This window comes from Duganella sp. GW821-FHT01E12 (assembly GCF_059422325.1).
Genome location: NZ_JBWKWR010000007.1, coordinates 290,349 through 307,209 on the forward strand (window position 1 = coordinate 290,349; position 16,861 = coordinate 307,209).

Consider the following 16,861-nt stretch of genomic DNA (forward strand, 5'->3'; position numbering starts at 1 on the left):
GTCACTCCGCATGCGAGGCGATGGCCAGCGGCTCGCCCGCCGCCAGCTGCTCCAGCGCTTGCCGCGACTGCACCACAAAACCGCGCTGTCCCAGCGATATCCAGCCGTTGCGTTTGAGCGCGCTGAGCGTGCGGCTGACCGTGGCCGGCGTCAGGCCCAGGTAGTCGCTGATGTCCTGGCGCGACATCGGCAGCGGCGAGTGCATTTCCTGCGACGGCGCCTGCGGCGCAGGCCCGGCGCGCTGCAGCAGGAACATCACGATACGCTGGCAGGCGCCGGCGCTGCGCAGGATGGCGGCGGCCAGTTGCTGGCGGTCGATCTCGCGGCTGAGCATCGCGCTGAACAGGTCGCAGCTATAGGGTTCCTCGTCCATCAGCTCGGCCAGATGGCGATACTCCACCACATCGACCTGGCACTCGGTGAGCGCGACCGCCGATGCGTGCCGGTATTGCTCGCCTATGGTGTCGACGCCCAGCCAGTCCCCCGGCCGCGCGAACTCGATGATGCGCTGCATGCCGTCGTCGCAGGTCTGGTACAGCTTCAAGTGGCCGCTGCGGACGAAGTGCAGCGCGCCGCCCACTTCCTCCCCCTGGCGGAACAATTGTTCGCCGCGCCCCAGTTGCTGCTGGCTGCCGAGCGCCCACTGGGTCAGCTCCAGCGCTGTCATGACGTCACCAGCGCTGGCGAAGCTGCCTGGCCGAGCGCCAGATGGTGCAGCGCGTCCATGTCCAGCAGCTTGATATCGCGCCGGCGCAGTTCGAACAGGGCGCGCTTCTTGAACAGCAGCAGCAGGCGGCTGACGCATTCGGCGGTCACGCCCAGGTAGCTGGCGATATCGCAGCGCGACATCGGCAGGCGGAACTGCTCCGGCATGTGGCCGTATTCGGCGCGCCGCTGCGACAGCGACAGCAGCAGGTCGGCCATGCGCTGCTCGGCGTGGGTGTTGCGCAGCATGAGGGCGGCGCGTTGTTCGCGGCGGATCTCACGGCTCAGCAGGGCATGCAGGCTGGCGCGCATCACCGGGCGGCGGCGGCCCTCGAAGGCGTGGCGGTTCCAGTTGATGCTGCACACCTCGCTGTCCTCCAGCGCGATCACGGTGTTGGCGTGCGCGCGGCGGTCCAGCGCGTCCAGGCCGAGGAAATCCGGCGCCAGCGCGAAGCCGATGATCTGTTCCGGCCCCTTGGTGGCGGCCCGCAAGACCTTGAAACTGCCCGAACGGATGTTGAAGATATGGTCGCTGACCGGGTCGCCCGCCTGGTACAGGCTGGCGTGGCGCTCGATGCGGATGCGCTGGCTGGCGTCGCGGTTGCCAGCTGCGGCGCCGACGCACATCATGCGGTGTTCGCACTCGCTGCAATTGTTGCGCTCGATGGAGGTGCTCATGGTTTCCTACTTCTACTTTTTGTACGATGAGTTCATGGTAGAGATGTGTAACTGGCGTTTCCTTGATCCAGATCAATTAATTTCTTGATTAGGATCAGTAACCTTCGCTAACTTGATGGCTCGTACCAAAGGCACTACATGACTCTTACCTTGAGCGCGCGCGCACCAGCGCAGATCGCCGCTCCCCATAGCGATGTGGCGTTGCGCCTCGCCGCCACAGTATTCGAAGCGGCTCAGGGCATGATGGTGACCGACGCGCGCGGCCGCATCGTGCGGGTCAACCAGGCCTTTGTGCGCATCACGGGCTACAGCGCGGAGGAGGTGCTGGGGCAGACGCCCAGCCTGCTGAGCTCCGGCCGCCACGTGCCCGGCTTCTATAAGTCGATGTGGGAAGCCATCGTCCGCGAGGGAAAATGGGAAGGCGAGATATGGAACCGCCGGAAGAATGGCGAGGTCTATCCCGAGCACCTGAGCATCACCGCCGTGTACGACGAGGACGGCGCCATCACCAACTACGTCGCGGCGCTGACCGACATCACCTTGAGCAAGGCGGCCAACGATGAAATCCGCAGCCTGGCCTTCTACGATCCGCTGACGCAATTGCCCAACCGTCGGCTGCTGCTGGACCGCTTGCATCAGGTGCTATCGGCCAGCAATCACCACGACCGCTATTGCGCGTTGATGTTCATCGATCTGGACAACTTCAAGACCTTGAACGACACGCTGGGCCACAATGTCGGCGACCAGCTGCTGTTGCAGGTGGCCGAGCGCCTGCAATCGAGCCTGCGCAAAGGCGACACCGTGGCGCGCCTGGGCGGCGACGAGTTCGTGGTGCTGGTGGAAGGGCTGAGCAGCGGCGCGGTGGAGGCGGCCGGCGAAATCGAATCGCTGGGCGCCAAGATACTGGCCGCGTTGAACCGCCCCTACGAACTGGGGAACCACAACTGCCGCAGCACGCCGAGCATCGGCGCGACCCTGTTCCACAACGGCCAGCCGCCGCAACCGGACGATTTGCTGATGCAGGCCGATATCGCCATGTACCAGGCCAAGCAGGCTGGCCGCAACGGCATGCGCTTCTTCGACCGGCAGATGCAGGACCGCATCAGCGAGCGGGCGAAGATGGAAAACGATCTGCGGCACGCGATGGAACGCCACCAGTTCGCGCTGCACTACCAGGTGCAGGTGGATGCGCACGGCAAGGCGCGCGGCGCCGAGGCACTGCTGCGCTGGCGCCGTTCGGACGGCGCATACGTACCGCCGGCGAGCTTCATTCCGCTGGCCGAGGAAACCGGCTTGATACTGGCGATCGGCCATTGGGTGCTGAACGCGGCGTGCGCGCAGCTCAAGGACTGGCAGTCGGTTCCCGAAATGGCGCAGCTTATCCTGGCGATCAACGTCAGCGCGCAGCAATTCCATCAGCCGGACTTCGGCGACGTGGTGCGCGCCGCGGTGGAGCGCCATGGCGTCGATCCGCGCTTGCTGAAGCTGGAGCTGACCGAGGGCGTGCTGCTGGAGAAGATCGAGGAAACCATCTCCTGCATGCACGCGCTCAAGGCGGTAGGCGTGCGCTTCGCGCTGGACGATTTCGGCACCGGCTATTCGTCGCTGCAGTACCTGAAGCGTTTGCCGTTGAACCAGCTGAAGATAGACCAGTCCTTTGTCCGCGACCTGGCCAGCGACAGCAGCGACCAGGTGATCGTGCGGACCATCATCGCGATGGCGCGCAGCCTGCAGCTGGACGTGATCGCGGAAGGCGTCGAAACCGCAGCGCAGCGCGCGCTGCTGGAGGAACTGGGCTGCAGCCGCTATCAGGGCTACCTGTACAGTCGCCCGGTGCCGGAGCCGCAGTTGCGGGCGCTGATCATGGAATGACTTCGAACAGCAGCAGCTGCATGACCTGGTTCTTGCCGAAGTTATCGTCGGAGATCAGCACCAGGCTGGCGTGGCCGTTGGCCAGCGCGGGACCGAAGGACATGCCTTCCAGGTTGTCCACGATGGGCAGCTTGAGCTGGTTCACGTCCAGCACCAGCCGCTTGCGCACCGGTTGATAGCTCGCGCCTTGCAGCGCCGGCAGATGCTGGATGTCGGACGCGCCGTCGGTGTCGACTTCGAACAGGCGCACGTAGTCCTTGTATTTTCCATCCGCGCTTTGCACGCCGGAGCGCTCCATCGCCAGCAGGCGCGTATCGCTCAGCGCGACGATTTCGGAGATGCCGTTGTCGGCGAACTTGCCCTTGCCCGGCGTGGCGGGAATGGCGCTGAGCGGGTAGGCGAACTGTCCCAGGACCTTGCCGTCGCGGGCGAAATGCGTGATGCGGTTGATCGCGCCCTGTTCGGGCGTCGGCGCGTCGCCGTCCTGGTACATCGGGCCCTCCATCGATACCCACAGCGTGCGGCCGTCCGGCGCGAAGCTCAGTCCTTCGAAACTCAGGTTGTTGCGCGGCCCGGTCTTGTGGTCCGCCGCGACGCTGAACAGGGCCGGCAGCGGCAGCGTCGAGAGATAGCGGCCGTCCGGCGTCGCATGGCGCACGAAGGGATCGAGGCCCAGGCCGACGTCGCCCTCGCTGGCGTACCAGATGCTGCCGTCCTGCGGATCGACGCGGATGGTCTCAAGGTCCGGCACGACGCCGCCGCGAACCTTGTATTCTTCCTTGGAGGGATAGGTGCTGCCGTCCGGCTGCAGCAGGAACGATACGCCTGTCAGTTGGACGGATTGGAATGCGTGTACGTCGTAAGACAGGCGCGCGCGGTAGTAGCGGGCAGGGTTGTTGGCGGAGCGGTCGTCGCTGATGATTACCCATTCGTCGCTGGCCGCATCGTAGTCGATGCCGGACAGGCCGCCGACCATGGTGTTCTGGAATTGCTGGCGCCAGGGCAGCCGCTGTTCGCCGATAAAGCGCAAGCTTGATATCGACGTCGGCGGCGTACTGGTCGCGGTCAGCGGCGCGCAGGCGGCCAGGAAAAAAGTGCAGGCGATGAGCGATGCGGCGCGGCGCCACATCGGGAAGGAATTATTCTCGTTCATCGCCGCAGTATAACGCGGCCGGTGCGCTCAGACGATCAAGCCAGTGCTTCGGCGGGGCCGAAAAATTCGTAGTAGGTCTGCGATTGCGGCACGCCCAGCTCCAGCAGGTGCGACTTGATCGCCTTCATGAACGGCGTCGGGCCGAGGAAGTAGGCTTCCACGTCGCGCGTCTCCGGCAGCCATGCCTTTAAGCGCTGCTGGTCGATGTAGCCGGTGGCGTGCGGCTGCGGGCCGCTGTCGTTGGCCGCTTCGTAGCAGTAGAAACGCTGTAGTTGCGGGTGCTGCGCCGCCAGCGCGTCGACCTGGTCGCGGAAGGCGTGCACCTTGGCGTGGCGCGCCGCGTGGATGAAGTGGACGCGGCGGCCGGTGGCCAGCGCTTCCGTCAGCATCGCCAGCGTTGGCGTGATGCCTACGCCGCCGCTGATCAGCACCAGCGGCTTGTCGCTGTCGGCCAGCGTGAACTCGCCGGCAGGCGGCACCAGTTGCAGGCGGTCGCCAACGCCGACATGATCGTGCAGGTGGTTGGACACCGCGCCGCCCGGCTCGCGCTTGACGCTGATGCGGTAGGTGCTGCCGTTGGCCGCCGCGGACAGCGAATACTGGCGGCGTTGCTCTTCGCCGTTCACGTCCACCACCAGGCCAATGTACTGGCCGGGCGCATGCGCCACGACCTTGCCGCCATCGGCCGGCTGCAGGACGAAGGAAGTGACTTCGTCGCTTTCCGCCGTCTTCGAGACAACCTTGAACTCGCGCGTGCCGCTCCAGCCACCTTCCGCCGCCGCGTTCTTGTCGTAGATGCTTTGCTCGGCGCCGGCCAGGATATCGGCCAGCTGTCCGTAGGCTGCGCCCCATGCGTCGATCACCGCATCGGTGGCGACGTCGGCGCCCAGCACTTCTCGGATCGCCTTCAGCAGCGAGGCGCCCACCATCGGATAGTGTTCGCGCTGGATCTGCAGCGACACGTGCTTGTTGATGATGGTCGATACCAGCGGCCCCAGTTGTTCCAGCCGGTCGATATTCTTCGCGTACATCAGCACCGCGTTGGCGAGGGCCCGCTGCTGGTTGCCGTCGGCCTGGTTGGCCTGGTTGAAGATAGGCTTCACCTGCGGGAAGTCGCGGAACAGCGTCATGTAGAAATGACGGGTCAGGGTTTCGCCGCCTTGTTCGAGTATGGGTACGGTGGCGCTGATGATGGCTTTCTGTTCGGTGCTGAGCATTTTTCTGTCCATGTGTGGTTTCGACGTAAAGAAGTATATCACATGAATCTTTAAAGTGTCAGCGCAGGCGCAACCGGAAGCCGGCCGCGCCTGCGAGGGACTGGCTTAGAGATCGAACTTCAGTTCCGCCACATAGGTCCGTTGCGGATAGGGGTGGAAGTTCCAGTACTTGTAGTTGTTGAGGTTATCGATGCCAACCGCCGCGCTCCACTGCCGGTTGATGCGGTAGTGAACGCGCATATCGGTAGTGAAGTATTTGCTGGCGCCCATGTAGGCGAAGCCGTTGGGGTCCGTGTTATCGAGCGTCGAATACTGGCTGCCGCTGTAGCGCGCGGCCAGCGTCAGCGCCAGCTGGTCGTTCACCGCGTAGGTGGCCACGCCGGTGGCGCGCCACTCGGGGATGCGCGGCTGCCACTTGCCCACGCTGGCGGGGAATTTGTCGTTGCGGTCTATCTTCGAATCGGTCCACGTTGCGCTGGAATTCAAGGTCAGGCCGCGCACCCAGACGTCGTCCGCCGTGTAGGCCACTTCCAGGCCCTTGGTGTTGATGCGGTCCACGTTCTGCACGGTGCTGACCACCGAGCCGGCCAGCGTATTGGTCTGCGAGTACAGCGCGTCCTTGGTGCGTTCGCCGAACGCGGTCAGGCGCAGCAGGCCGGTGGCGAGCTTGCGTTCCGCCGTCAGTTCGGTGGTCCACGATTTTTCGGGCTTGAGGTTCGGATCGTTGTTGATCAAATCGCCGGCGGCGTTGATGCCGCCTTGGTAAAGCTCGGACACCGTTGGCATACGCACGGCGCGGCCCAGCGATGCTTTCAACACCCAGTCGTCGCTGGCCTGGTATGCCAGCGCGGCTTTCGGCGACACGAAGTTCTCGCTGCGCTCCGGATGCGCTGCGGTCGCGGCGCGGTTGGAGGTGGCGCCATCGTGTGCGGTCCAGCGTTCGACGCGCACGCCCAGCACCGTCTTCCACAACGACGCAAAGCGCCAGCAGTCCTGCGCGTACAAGCTATTGATTTCGGTCTTGCCGGTGAAGGCCGCATTGAGTTTGCCCGGCGCGCCGTCGATCCAGTTGCTGGCGGTTTCGTTCTCGATGCTGGATAGCTTGTAGGCCTGCCGCTGGTAGCCGAATTCCGCCACGTGTTCCACGTTCGGGCGCCATACACCCTTGCCGGACAAGGTGTTCCAGCCAGTGCCGCCCTGATTGACGATGCGTCCCGCGCCGCCGGTCAACGCCGCCGGCAGCGCGGCGGTGGTCGGGGCGCGCAGCACGTCCTTGTCGTAGTCGTACAGGCTGGCGGCGATCTCCCAGTCGAACACGCCCTTGGTGTTGGACTTGACGGTCAGGCCGTGCATGATGTGCTGAATATCTTCGTTCGACTGGTTGAAGTCAGTCGGCGCCAGCGTGTAGCTGCGGCCTTCGATGTTGACGGTGCCGCTGTAGACCGGGTTGCCGGCGGCGTCGCGCAGATAGGTTTGCGGACGGCCTTTCGAATCGTTGCGCCACACGCCGAAGGTGTAGGAGGCGCGCACCGTCGGCGAAATATCGTAGGCCAGCTTGGCCTTGAACTGGTCCTGCACGGTGTGGTATTGCGTGGCCGTGCCGAGGATGAGCCAGGGGCTGTTGCTGCGGTCCAGGCCCGCGACCGCGCCGGTGACGGGAATGCCCGCGCTGCTTGGCTTGCCGGCGCCGGGCGCCTTGGTGGGGAAGGTCAGCGGCTGGCCGTCGCTGTCGGTGTGGCCGACGTCCACGTACCACGACCAGCCGCCTTGGCGGTCGCCCAGCGAGATGCTGGCTTGCTTGCCCTGGTAGCTGTCGTTGGTGTTATACAGCTTGAACGGCTGGTGTGTCAGCGCCAGCTTGGCGTGGGCCTCGAACTTGGCCGGCATGCGGGTCATGTAGTCGACCACCGCGCCGACCGAGTTGCCGCCGTAGGCTGCGGAGAAGGGGCCGTACAGCACGTCGACACGCTCGACCTGCTCGGGGCTGACCATGCCCCAGCGCGGCGCGAACGAGGCGCCGTTGCCGAGATAGTTGGACAGCAAAATGCCGTCGGCGTACACCATCGAGCGGGCGCTGTTGCCGGTGCCCGAGGCGCGGGTGGACAGCACGGCGTGGTTGTAGTCGCCGATGTAGCGCTTGCGCACCAGAAGGCTGGGCAGGTATTTCAACGCGTCTTCGGCGTCGGTGGCGTTGATGGACTGTTCGATTTCGTGGTGCGTGATGCCTTCGATGGTGGTCGGGATCTGCGCCGGCAGCGACGTCGGGCGGTTGCCGGTGATGGTCACGGTGCCCAGCATGTGCATGGGCGCCTCCTCGGCGCAGGCGAGGGTGGAGAAGGCGGCAAGCAGCGCCAGCGCCATTGGCGATATGGTCGTTTTCATGATGTTCCTGATGTGGGGATGATGACCGCCTGCGCGGCGCGGAGCGGCGGGCGGCGGCGGTTACGGCTGGCGATCAGGAACGGGTGGGTGGTCCGCGCGGCTTGGCGGCGGTCCAGCTGTGCAGCGGACTCGGTGCGCTGTAGAACAGCGGCGGGTAGTAGTCATGGCCGCCGATGACGGCGAAGCTGGCCACGGCTTGCGGCAGCAGCGCGTAGGTGCCGCCGTGCGTGGCGCAATACGGGCAATGCTCCATCGCGTGATCGGCGGCCGGGGCGGGGGATTTCTTGATGGTGTCGGTGGAGCAGATCTCGGCATAGCCGAACGGCGAGGCCGGGCTCATCGCCCTGGAGATCGACGGAGCGAGCGCACTGAACAGGACAGCCAGCAGGGCGATCCAGATATGCAGCGTTCGACGGCGCGCGAAATTGAACATGGAGAAATTATAGCAAATCCTCAAATCCGCGTACTTACATTTGAGAATGAGAAGTGTTATCATTTAGATTGTTGAAACGCACACTCACTCACATCATGCCGCTGACTGCCATTCCCTACAAACGTTCCCTTATTGCCGTTGCCGTCGCCTTGCTGGCGCTCCCCACCCATGCGCAGGAGGCCGCCGGGCCGATCGAATCGATCCAGGTTTCGGGCAGCTGGCTGGGTTCGGGTTTGCAGAACAGCGTCAAGAACTTCGCCGGCGCCCGCACCGTGATGAAGAAGGAAGACATCGACAACACCGGCGCCGCCGACATCGGCGACGTGATGCGCCGCATTCCAGGCGTGCAGGCCACCGACAATTCCGGCTCGGCCGGCAGCGCGATCTCGCTCAACATCGGCGTGCGCGGCCTGTCCGGCCGCTACTCGCCGCGCTCGACCGTGCTGCTGGACGGGGTACCGCTGGCGGTCGCGCCTTACGGCCAGCCGCAACTGTCGTTCGCGCCGGTCAGCCTCAACAACATTGAATCGATCGACGTGGTGCGCGGCGGCGGCGCGGTGCGCTACGGCCCGCAGAACGTTGGCGGCATCATCAACTTCCGCAGCCGCTCGATTCCGGACGTGCCGGGCGTCAGCGGCGACGCCACGTTCCGCTACAACGACTTCGGCCAGGGCGGCCAGAACCGCCAGTACAGCGCCTTCGTCGGCAGCCAGCAGGACAACGGCCTGGGCGTGGCGGTGCTGTACTCGGGCATGGCCGGCAGCGAGTGGCGCGACGGCAGCACAGAAAAGGTCAACGATCTGGCGCTGAAGTTCCGCTATCAGCTCACGCCGCACAGCGAGTTGAACGCCAAGCTGTCCTACTACGAGGTCAACTCGCGCACGCCGGGCGGGCTGACGGTGGCGCAGTACAACGCCGATCCATTCCAGAACACCCGGCCCACCGATTTCTGGAGCGGCGACCGCCGCAGCGCGGACGTCGGCTACCTGAACACCTTGTCGGCCACGCAGGAATTCGAGGTCAAGGCCTATTACAGCGACAGCTTCCGTCAAAGTTCGCTGATCAACGCGGCCAAGACCCAGCTGACCTGGCAGCCGCGCAACTACGAGGTGCTGGGCCTGGAGCCGCGCTACACGCAACGCTTCGCCACCGGCGGCCTGACGCACGACGTCACCGTCGGCTACCGCTTCCTGCGCGAGCGCGGCGACGACAACAACTACGTCCAGACCGTGTCGACCGGCGCCAGAGGCGCGACCTCCACCTTCGTCAACAGCACCGACGCGCACGCGGTCTACATCGACGACCGCATCGCCGTGGGCGCGTGGCGCATCACGCCGGGCCTGCGCTACGAGCACATCAAATCCGAGCGCAACGACCTCAGCGCGAAATCGGTGTTCGAGAGCGACAACAACAAGGCGCTGCCGTCGCTGAACGTGGCCTATCTGCTGACCCGTTCGCTGACCGTGTTCGCCAACTACACGACCTCGTTCGGCCCGGTGCAGAACACCCAGCTCAATTCACAGACCCCGGCCAATCCGCTCAAGCCGGAACTGGCGAAGACGGCCGAACTGGGCGCGCGCTGGAAGACCGGCGCGGCCAGCGCCGAAGTCACCGCCTTCAAGCTGAAGTTCGATAACCAGATCCTGCAAGTGCCCGGCACCACGCCGGCCGTGTTCCGCAACATCGGCGCCACCAATCACGACGGCATCGAAACGGCGGCCGACTACAGCTTCGACGACGCCGGCGCGCTGGCCGGCCTGAACGTGTACGCGAACTACACCTACACCAGGGCGATCCAGGATTCGGGCGTGTCGTCGGGGCTGGATGTGCCGTTCTACTCGCGCAACACGGACACGCTGGGCGCGCGCTATCGCGTCGGCGCGTGGACGGCCAATCTGTCGACCACGCACCAAAGCAAGCAGTATTCGGATACCGCCAACACGGTGGCGGAGGCGGCGAACGGCAGCAACGGCACCGTGCCGGGCTTCCGCCTGTGGAATGCGCAATTGACCTGGAAGATGCCGGGCAAGCCGGGCTATGAGGTGATGGCCGGCGTCAACAACATCGCCGACCATCGTTATTACACCCGCAACGTCGACGGCAACGCCGGGCGCATGGTGGGCGCGCCGCGCACGGCTTACGTGCAGCTGCGCGCCACGTTCTGACGGGGGAGTTTAGTGCAGCACCCGCGGCGCGGGTTGCATGCTGAAGCCGGTGTAGTCCAGGAATGGTGCGGCGGCCATGGCTTCGGCCTGGTCCAGTTTGCGCTGGACCAACTTGTGCCAGGCGCCGGCCCAGCGGGCCGCCAGCAGGGATTCTTCCGCAGAACGCGCACACAGCGTTCTTTCCACGGCGATTTTCTGTCTGTGCAGGGCGTAGGTGGCGGTTATCAGAGTAGTCATGGTGGCGGCGAGACTGGCAAGGGTTAAGTAGTATGCAGCCCTATTTTGCCCGGCTCGCCCGCGTTTGAATGTGCGCCATTTCACCCAAGGCGATCAGAAACCCGGTTTAGATGCCAAAAAAACAGATTCTGTTGCGTTTTTACATCATTTGTCGCCGCTAGGGCATGAAGTTTTGATCGAGTATCTGTTTGACGGAATATGGATTGTCGGCCGGGAAGGCACCGACCGGTAGTCCGGTTTCGGCGGCCGCCATTTTGACGGCAACCGCGTAGCTCTCGCTTACATATTCCGGCAACGCAGGGCGCAGGCTCGGGCTGTCATCCAGCAATTGCGCCAAACGGGTGCGTTGCTCGATAAGCGTGGCGCGCCACTTATTGTGCGGGTGTTCTGGCTGGAACTGGCATTTGAGCAGGTGCATGATCAACACCCGCAGCCGATTTTTCAGCGTTCTGGTTTCTCTCTTTTTCATGCCGTCGAGCTCCGCGACCAGGTTGTCCACGTCCAGCTCGGAGAACCTGTGATCCAGCAGCAGTTGGATTTGTGCGTCTATCCACAGCGCCAGATCGTCGTCATAGCTCGGGTGATTGCGGGATTGGAGCAGGGTATGCATGTCGCACCTCCGGAGTCGTCAGGCTAATCCTATGCCTGTTCCCGCGTTTGACGCCACTCAATAGAAATACGGTGTCTTGCGCGTCCATTCGTTGTTCTTGTAGCGCTTGTGCAGCAGCGTGAAGGCGCTTTTCGACAGCGTCTTGGCATCGGCGTCCAGGCAGCCGCCGCGCGTCGATTGCACCGTCACGTACAGCAGCCACGGCAGCTCCGGGTCAGCCGGCACGGTGGCGGCGCGCTGCATGACGTAATCGCCGATGTAGCCGGTGGCCGTCTTCAGGCTGGCCAGCTGCGCCAGTTCCTTGTCGCGCGCGGCGCCGTTGCCCAGGTCCGGCATCGGCAGCGTGTGTTCGGCTTCGGTATTTTCGCCGTAGTTGGCGCCAGCCTTCGACGGCAGCTTGCACCACAGGTCGGCCAGCGTGTCGTCCGGCGCGCGCAGCGCGATGTCGGCGGTGGCGCTGCTGTACATCGGCGACAGGCCGTACTTCAAGGCGTTCAGCAGCATCCAGTAGCGGTGCTCCGGCGTGCCCGCCAGCTTGCGGTACTTCTGCATGACGGGCGCCAGCGCCGGTGCGTTCTGCTCGATCTGCTGGGCCGCGCTCAACGCGGCTTCGTCCTGTCCCAGCAGGTCGGAGCGCATCCACGCGGCGACGGCGATCTGCGTGCGCAAAGGCTTGGACAGCTTGCTGTTCGCGGCCAGCGCCGACAGGTCGGCCACGGACAGGCCGCTGTTCAGCCATCGCGTGCCATCTGCCGCGATGTCCACGCGGACCTTGTCGGCGCCGCCTTCCTCGCCGGACTTGGCTAGTTCGCCGGTGTCGGGATCGAGATCGCGGCTGGCGGCGCGCAGCAGATAGTTGGCCGCATCCGCCGGTGACGACGCCACCGCGAAGCGCTCCTGCAGGAACTGGTTGCGCGTGCTGCTCGAATTGCTGGCCGCCAGCGCGGGGCTGCTCAGCACCGCATCGCCAACCGCGCGCGCCTTGTCGGCCTGGTTGTTCAAGCGGTAGTGGCGGGCCAGCGCGTGGCGCATGGTCAGGTACTCGGGCGTGCCGGACGCCACCTGCTGCGCGGCCTTCTCCAGTTCCGGCGTCAGCTTCTCGGACAGCATGACGGTGGCCAGCAGCCACACACGCGCCTGCGCCTTGTTGCCTTCCTTGGCGTAGCGGTTCCACAGGTCGATGGCGTGCGCACGCTCCACCGCGCAGCTGCGCTTGGCCTGGTACTCCTGGCATTGCTGGACGGTCTGCAGCCAGTCGATGAAGCCCGCGCTGGCGCGCAGGGCGGGGCGGGCGTCGGGCTGGTCGGCAACCGGCGCTTGCAGCAGCTCGTTGGCCAGCACGCGCCAGTCGCCCAGGTGATCGTCCTGATAAGGATTGGCGCGCGGATCGTCCAGCAGCTTGCTCAGCTCCGCGAAGCGCAGCGTTGGCGTCAGCCGCACCTGCATGCTGCGCACGATGGCGCGGGTGGCTTCATGCAGCGATGCCAGCTCCGGGTTGGCGAGGATATGATCGGCGCTGGCCTGTATCGTCGCCAGCTTCTTCTGCGCCGCCGCCAGCCGTGCCGCCGCCGCGGCGGGACCTTCGCGTTTGGCGTCGAGGCGCTCCTGCCAGATCGCCTGCTCGGCGTTCGGGCCGGGCACAAACGTGGCGGCGCGCGCCTGCGAGCGCAGGCTCAGATACTCGCCCCACTGGCGCAGCGGATGCTTGTCGGTGGCGCCGATCCTGGCGAACAGGCTGCTGCTCAAGGCGTAGTTCTCACCGTAGAAAGCGGCGGAAGCCAGCTGATATTGCTGCATCTGGCGCCAGTACGGCGCTTCCGTCGCCGGCAGTTCGGCCGGCGACGGAATCGCGCGTTTGGTTTCGTCGAAGCGGTTGCGCGGCGCGTCCGCATCGTCGCCGCAGAATTTGAAGACCTGCCGCTGCGTCGCCACCCATGTGTTGAGTCGCGCCGGCGTCGCATCGGGACGCCGCGCCAGATCGTTCAGCGTGGCGGTGGCGAAGGTGTAGCCGCCGAGCGGACAATTCAGATAGCCGTTGGCCATGCTGTCGTCGCTCTTGGGCGCGGCGGGCGCCTGCTTCAAGGCCGCGCCGACGGCGGCCTGCCAGGCGCCATAGACCTTCTTGCCCTCGGACGCATCGACCCAACCGCCGTTATGGCTGCCGATGGCGCGCAGCAGGCCGCCCTGCGGATTGGGCACGGTCTTCAAACCGTCGGCGCCCAGCTGCACGGTGCGCCAGGCGGTGTACAGGTACATCCGGTCATAACTTGGCAGCAGCACGCCCAGTTCCCCGGATTGATAGCGGCCCAGCGCGATATCCGGCCCGCTGCGGCTGACGTAGGAATCCCAAGCGCCGCCACCGCTGGCGGCGGCGTGGGCGCAGGCCAGCAGCGCCGAAGCGATGACGAGTGGACGAAGAGATTTGATCATGGTGTGCTCCTTGAAAGCGGCGGCAGGTCCGCACCGTCGCGCTTCCACGCGTAGCGGTCGAACCAGTAGGTTTTACGATAGCGCGCCGCCACCTGCGGCGCGAAGGGTTCTTGCGGTGAGAAGCCCGCACTGCCCGCGCGGCAGCTGGCGTGCAGCGTGGCGGGCGATTGTTCTACGATGTCGCGCATGGTGGCGCTGTCCCTGCCCATGCGAAAGAACATCGGCACCACTTCGTCGGCGGCCAGTCCGTCCAGCCAGGCCGGCGAACGGCACCACCACGCCAGCGCGGTCACGCTCAACTTGATCTGCGGCGGCAGCGCGCCGCGCAGCTGCCGCACCAGCGAACGATAGAACTCGCGCTGCGACGGCTTGGCTTCCATGTCCAGCTGCACCCAGCCGGAGGTGCTGGCGGCGGCCGCGTCGAGCACCGCCTGCACGATGATCGCGCGGCTGGCCTCAATATCCTGCGGCGGATTGACGGTGCTGACTTCGACGTGCAGCACCGGCGTCACCCGCGTGGCGGCGGGCATCGCGGGCTGGCGCATGCGCGGACGCGTGCGCACGGCGTCGCCGGTCAGCAGGACGTGGCGTTGCAGGACCGCCGCCTCGGTGGTGGACCACGAAGGCAGCAGAGCCTCGTCCCACAGCCAGGCGACTGTCTGCGCGCGGGCGGCGCAGTGGCAAAGCAGCAGGGTACTGAGGACAAGGCGAAGAAGAAGGGAAGGCATCGGAAAACGGGGCGACAAGGTGCCCCATTTTACCGATGTTTACTGTTTTTACAAGATTGATTGTGTGCTTTCCAATGCGGCGATCGCCGCCGCCACGCCAGCGCCGTAGGCAGGATCGGCCTGGGTGCAGTGGTGGATGTGCCGCTGCTGCACGGCCTTCGATACGCCGTGGATGGCGCGCGCCGTGTTCTCGAACAGCAGCTGCTTCTTCTCGGCCGTCAGGAGGCGGAACAGATTGCCCGGCTGCGAATAGTAGTCCGTATCGACCCGATGATCCCAGTGCCCGGCCGCGCCTTCCAGCGACAGCGGCGGTTCGGCGAACTGCGGCTGCTGCTGCCATTCGCCATGGCTGTTCGGCTCATACGAGGTGCTGGCGCCGTGGTTGCCGTCGGTGCGCATGGCGCCGTCGCGGTGATAGCTGTGGAACGGGCACTTGGGCGCATTGACCGGGATCGCGTGATGGTTCACGCCCAGGCGGTAGCGGGCCGCGTCGCCGTACGAGAACAGGCGCGATTGCAGCATCTTGTCCGGCGAGAAGCTGATGCCGGGGACCACGTTGGCCGGCGAGAAGGCCGACTGCTCGACATCCGCGAAGTAGTTCTCCGGGTTGCGGTTCAGTTCCAGCACGCCGACGTCGATCAGCGGATAGTCCTTGTGCGGCCAGATCTTGGTCAGGTCGAACGGGTTGTACGGCACCTTGGACGCTTCGGCTTCCGGCATGATCTGCACCGCCAGCTTCCAGCGCGGGAAGTCCTTGTTCTCGATGGCGTCGAACAGGTCGCGCTGCGAGCTTTCGCGGTCGCGGCCCACCACGTCGGCCGCCTCGGCGTCGCTGAAGTTCCGGATCCCCTGCTGGCAGACGAAGTGGAACTTGACCCAGAAGCGTTCATTCTTCGGGCTGATGAAGCTGAAGGTGTGGCTGCCGAAACCGTGCATGTTGCGGTAGCCCTTGGGGATGCCGCGGTCGCTCATGACGATGGTGATCTGGTGCAGCGCCTCCGGCAGCAGGGTCCAGAAGTCCCAGTTGTTTTCGGCGCTGCGCAGATTGGTCTTGGGGTCGCGCTTGACGGCGTGGTTCAGGTCCGGGAACTTGAGCGGGTCGCGGAAGAAGAACACCGGCGTGTTGTTGCCCACCACGTCCCAGTTGCCTTGCTCGGTGTAGAACTTGACGGCGAAGCCGCGGATGTCGCGTTCCGCGTCGGCGGCGCCGCGCTCGCCGGCCACGGTGGAGAAGCGCATGAAGATGTCGGTCTTCTTGCCGACCTCGGAGAACAGCGCAGCGCGCGTGTACTTGCTGATGTCGTGGGTGACGGTGAAGGTGCCGAAGGCGCCGGAGCCCTTGGCGTGCATGCGGCGCTCGGGGATCACCTCGCGCGCGAAGTGGGCCAGCTTCTCAAGATGCCAGACATCCTGCAGCAGCACCGGGCCACGCGGGCCGGCGGTCTGGGTGTTCTGGTTGTCGACGACCGGCGCGCCGGCAGCGGTGGTGAGGTTTTTCATGAAACTTCCTTCAGCGGTTTTGAGGGTGAATGGAAAATCGCAGCATAACGAACACCTTGCTCTTGCACAGCTCTCTTTCGGGAGAGCCCCAAAACAAAAACGCCCGGCTGTTGGGCCGGGCGTTCGATACTACCTGATGTTGCCGAAGGATGTAGCGTATTACTTGCTTGGGTAGACGATGTCTGCGCGGCGGTTCTGGGCGCGGGTGGCGTCGTCGCTGCCGGAGGCTTTTTCTTTACCGTAGCTGATGGCTTCCATCTGGCCGTCTTTCACGCCTTGCACTTTCAGGGCGGTGATCACGGCTTGCGCGCGGCGCTGGCCCAGGGCCAGGTTGTACTCGGCGCCGCCGCGTTCGTCGGTGTTGCCTTCGACTTTGATCGACACGTTCGGGTTCGACGACAGGAACTTGCCGTGGTCCGCGACCAGGGCGTTGAACTCAGGCTTGACGTTGTACTTGTCGAAGTCGAAGAACACGCTGCGGTTCTTGTAGATCGAGCTGTTCGGGTCCAGGTACGCTGGCAGCGACACGGCGACTGGCGCGGCCACTGGAGCTGGTGCTGGTGCGGCCGGCGCAGCTTTGACTGGCTCTGGAGCCGGTGCTGGAGCGACGACTGGTGCAGGGGTGCTGCAAGCGCTCAGAACAGCCAGTGCGCAGGATGCCAGCAGGATTTTTTGTTGTGCTTTCATGGAAATACTCCCGAAATAGTTCAATTGTTTTGGACTTGCATGGGGTGTGAGGCTTGGACACCAG

14 protein-coding genes are annotated in these 16,861 nt (G+C 64.9%); 2 read left to right on the plus strand and 12 right to left on the minus strand.

The annotated features are described in order from the left end of the window. Window position 1 precedes the first annotated feature (1 nt). Together AC07WS_RS20700 and AC07WS_RS20705 are read right to left on the minus strand one after the other, a co-directional pair. Window positions 2-667, minus strand: a complete 666-nt coding sequence (locus AC07WS_RS20700; protein ID WP_494730902.1) for a Crp/Fnr family transcriptional regulator — start codon at window positions 665-667, stop codon at window positions 2-4. Beyond that, window positions 664-1,383 carry a helix-turn-helix domain-containing protein gene (locus tag AC07WS_RS20705; protein WP_494730903.1) on the minus strand — a complete coding sequence of 240 codons (720 nt, stop codon included), beginning with the start codon at window positions 1,381-1,383 and terminating at the stop codon, window positions 664-666. The genes AC07WS_RS20700 and AC07WS_RS20705 overlap by 4 nt, the downstream gene beginning before the upstream one ends. Window positions 1,384-1,521: 138 nt before the next feature. Between AC07WS_RS20705 and AC07WS_RS20710 the strand changes: the two genes are divergently transcribed. Beyond that, window positions 1,522-3,255, plus strand: a complete 1,734-nt coding sequence (locus tag AC07WS_RS20710; protein WP_494730904.1) for a putative bifunctional diguanylate cyclase/phosphodiesterase — start codon at window positions 1,522-1,524, stop codon at window positions 3,253-3,255. Here the strand turns inward: AC07WS_RS20710 and AC07WS_RS20715 are convergent. The 4 genes from AC07WS_RS20715 to AC07WS_RS20730 all read right to left on the minus strand — a co-directional run bounded on the left by AC07WS_RS20715 (window position 3,245) and on the right by AC07WS_RS20730 (window position 8,440). Continuing rightward, entirely contained in the window at window positions 3,245-4,408 is a 1,164-nt protein-coding gene (locus AC07WS_RS20715) for an esterase-like activity of phytase family protein (protein ID WP_494730905.1), read from the minus strand. The two genes, AC07WS_RS20710 and AC07WS_RS20715, sit on opposite strands and share 11 nt — an antisense overlap. A 35-nt stretch (window positions 4,409-4,443) precedes the next feature. Further along, window positions 4,444-5,625, minus strand: coding sequence for an NO-inducible flavohemoprotein (hmpA, locus tag AC07WS_RS20720; RefSeq protein WP_494730906.1), 1,182 nt, complete (start codon window positions 5,623-5,625; stop codon window positions 4,444-4,446). A 105-nt stretch (window positions 5,626-5,730) separates the two neighbouring features. Further along, window positions 5,731-8,007, minus strand: coding sequence for a TonB-dependent receptor (locus AC07WS_RS20725; RefSeq protein ID WP_494730907.1), 2,277 nt, complete (start codon window positions 8,005-8,007; stop codon window positions 5,731-5,733). Between the two features lie 73 nt (window positions 8,008-8,080). Next, window positions 8,081-8,440 (minus strand): DUF2946 domain-containing protein, encoded by a 360-nt coding sequence (locus AC07WS_RS20730; RefSeq protein ID WP_494730908.1) that lies wholly within the window; start codon window positions 8,438-8,440, stop codon window positions 8,081-8,083. Between the two features lie 95 nt (window positions 8,441-8,535). Here AC07WS_RS20730 and AC07WS_RS20735 point away from each other — a divergent pair, with 95 nt between their 5' ends. After that, a complete protein-coding gene (locus AC07WS_RS20735) occupies window positions 8,536-10,605 on the plus strand; it encodes a TonB-dependent receptor family protein (RefSeq protein ID WP_494730909.1) in 2,070 nt (689 codons plus the stop codon). A 9-nt stretch (window positions 10,606-10,614) separates the two neighbouring features. Here the strand turns inward: AC07WS_RS20735 and AC07WS_RS20740 are convergent, their stop codons facing one another. The 6 genes from AC07WS_RS20740 to AC07WS_RS20765 all read right to left on the minus strand — a co-directional run bounded on the left by AC07WS_RS20740 (window position 10,615) and on the right by AC07WS_RS20765 (window position 16,797). After that, window positions 10,615-10,842: a hypothetical protein gene (locus AC07WS_RS20740; protein WP_494730910.1), complete on the minus strand. Its 228-nt coding sequence runs from the start codon at window positions 10,840-10,842 to the stop codon at window positions 10,615-10,617. Between the two features lie 157 nt (window positions 10,843-10,999). Next, on the minus strand, window positions 11,000-11,452 hold the full coding sequence (locus AC07WS_RS20745; RefSeq protein ID WP_494730911.1) for a DUF29 domain-containing protein: 453 nt from the start codon (window positions 11,450-11,452) through the stop codon (window positions 11,000-11,002). Between the two features lie 57 nt (window positions 11,453-11,509). Then, window positions 11,510-13,882 (minus strand): hypothetical protein, encoded by a 2,373-nt coding sequence (locus AC07WS_RS20750; protein WP_494730912.1) that lies wholly within the window; start codon window positions 13,880-13,882, stop codon window positions 11,510-11,512. Next, the gene (locus AC07WS_RS20755; protein ID WP_494730913.1) at window positions 13,879-14,610 is read right to left on the minus strand and encodes a hypothetical protein; all 732 of its coding nucleotides are present in this window, start codon (window positions 14,608-14,610) and stop codon (window positions 13,879-13,881) included. The genes AC07WS_RS20750 and AC07WS_RS20755 overlap by 4 nt, the downstream gene beginning before the upstream one ends. A gap of 48 nt (window positions 14,611-14,658) precedes the next feature. Further along, window positions 14,659-16,110, minus strand: coding sequence for a catalase (locus AC07WS_RS20760; protein ID WP_494730914.1), 1,452 nt, complete (start codon window positions 16,108-16,110; stop codon window positions 14,659-14,661). Between the two features lie 159 nt (window positions 16,111-16,269). Then, on the minus strand, window positions 16,270-16,797 hold the full coding sequence (locus AC07WS_RS20765) for an OmpA family protein (protein WP_494730915.1): 528 nt from the start codon (window positions 16,795-16,797) through the stop codon (window positions 16,270-16,272). Window positions 16,798-16,861 lie beyond the last annotated feature (64 nt).

What these genes read in the sequence shown, in the direction of transcription:
- AC07WS_RS20710 (WP_494730904.1), top strand. Translation starts at nt 1,522, where the DNA reads ATGACTCTTACCTTGAGCGCGCGCGCACCAGCGCAGATCGCCGCTCCC.
- AC07WS_RS20700 (WP_494730902.1), bottom strand. Translation starts at nt 667, where the DNA reads ATGACAGCGCTGGAGCTGACCCAGTGGGCGCTCGGCAGCCAGCAGCAA.
- AC07WS_RS20715 (WP_494730905.1), bottom strand. Translation starts at nt 4,408, where the DNA reads ATGAACGAGAATAATTCCTTCCCGATGTGGCGCCGCGCCGCATCGCTC.
- hmpA (WP_494730906.1), bottom strand. Translation starts at nt 5,625, where the DNA reads ATGCTCAGCACCGAACAGAAAGCCATCATCAGCGCCACCGTACCCATA.
- AC07WS_RS20745 (WP_494730911.1), bottom strand. Translation starts at nt 11,452, where the DNA reads ATGCATACCCTGCTCCAATCCCGCAATCACCCGAGCTATGACGACGAT.
- AC07WS_RS20730 (WP_494730908.1), bottom strand. Translation starts at nt 8,440, where the DNA reads ATGTTCAATTTCGCGCGCCGTCGAACGCTGCATATCTGGATCGCCCTG.
- AC07WS_RS20740 (WP_494730910.1), bottom strand. Translation starts at nt 10,842, where the DNA reads ATGACTACTCTGATAACCGCCACCTACGCCCTGCACAGACAGAAAATC.
- AC07WS_RS20735 (WP_494730909.1), top strand. Translation starts at nt 8,536, where the DNA reads ATGCCGCTGACTGCCATTCCCTACAAACGTTCCCTTATTGCCGTTGCC.
- AC07WS_RS20725 (WP_494730907.1), bottom strand. Translation starts at nt 8,007, where the DNA reads ATGAAAACGACCATATCGCCAATGGCGCTGGCGCTGCTTGCCGCCTTC.
- AC07WS_RS20755 (WP_494730913.1), bottom strand. Translation starts at nt 14,610, where the DNA reads ATGCCTTCCCTTCTTCTTCGCCTTGTCCTCAGTACCCTGCTGCTTTGC.
- AC07WS_RS20765 (WP_494730915.1), bottom strand. Translation starts at nt 16,797, where the DNA reads ATGAAAGCACAACAAAAAATCCTGCTGGCATCCTGCGCACTGGCTGTT.
- AC07WS_RS20705 (WP_494730903.1), bottom strand. Translation starts at nt 1,383, where the DNA reads ATGAGCACCTCCATCGAGCGCAACAATTGCAGCGAGTGCGAACACCGC.
- AC07WS_RS20760 (WP_494730914.1), bottom strand. Translation starts at nt 16,110, where the DNA reads ATGAAAAACCTCACCACCGCTGCCGGCGCGCCGGTCGTCGACAACCAG.
- AC07WS_RS20750 (WP_494730912.1), bottom strand. Translation starts at nt 13,882, where the DNA reads ATGATCAAATCTCTTCGTCCACTCGTCATCGCTTCGGCGCTGCTGGCC.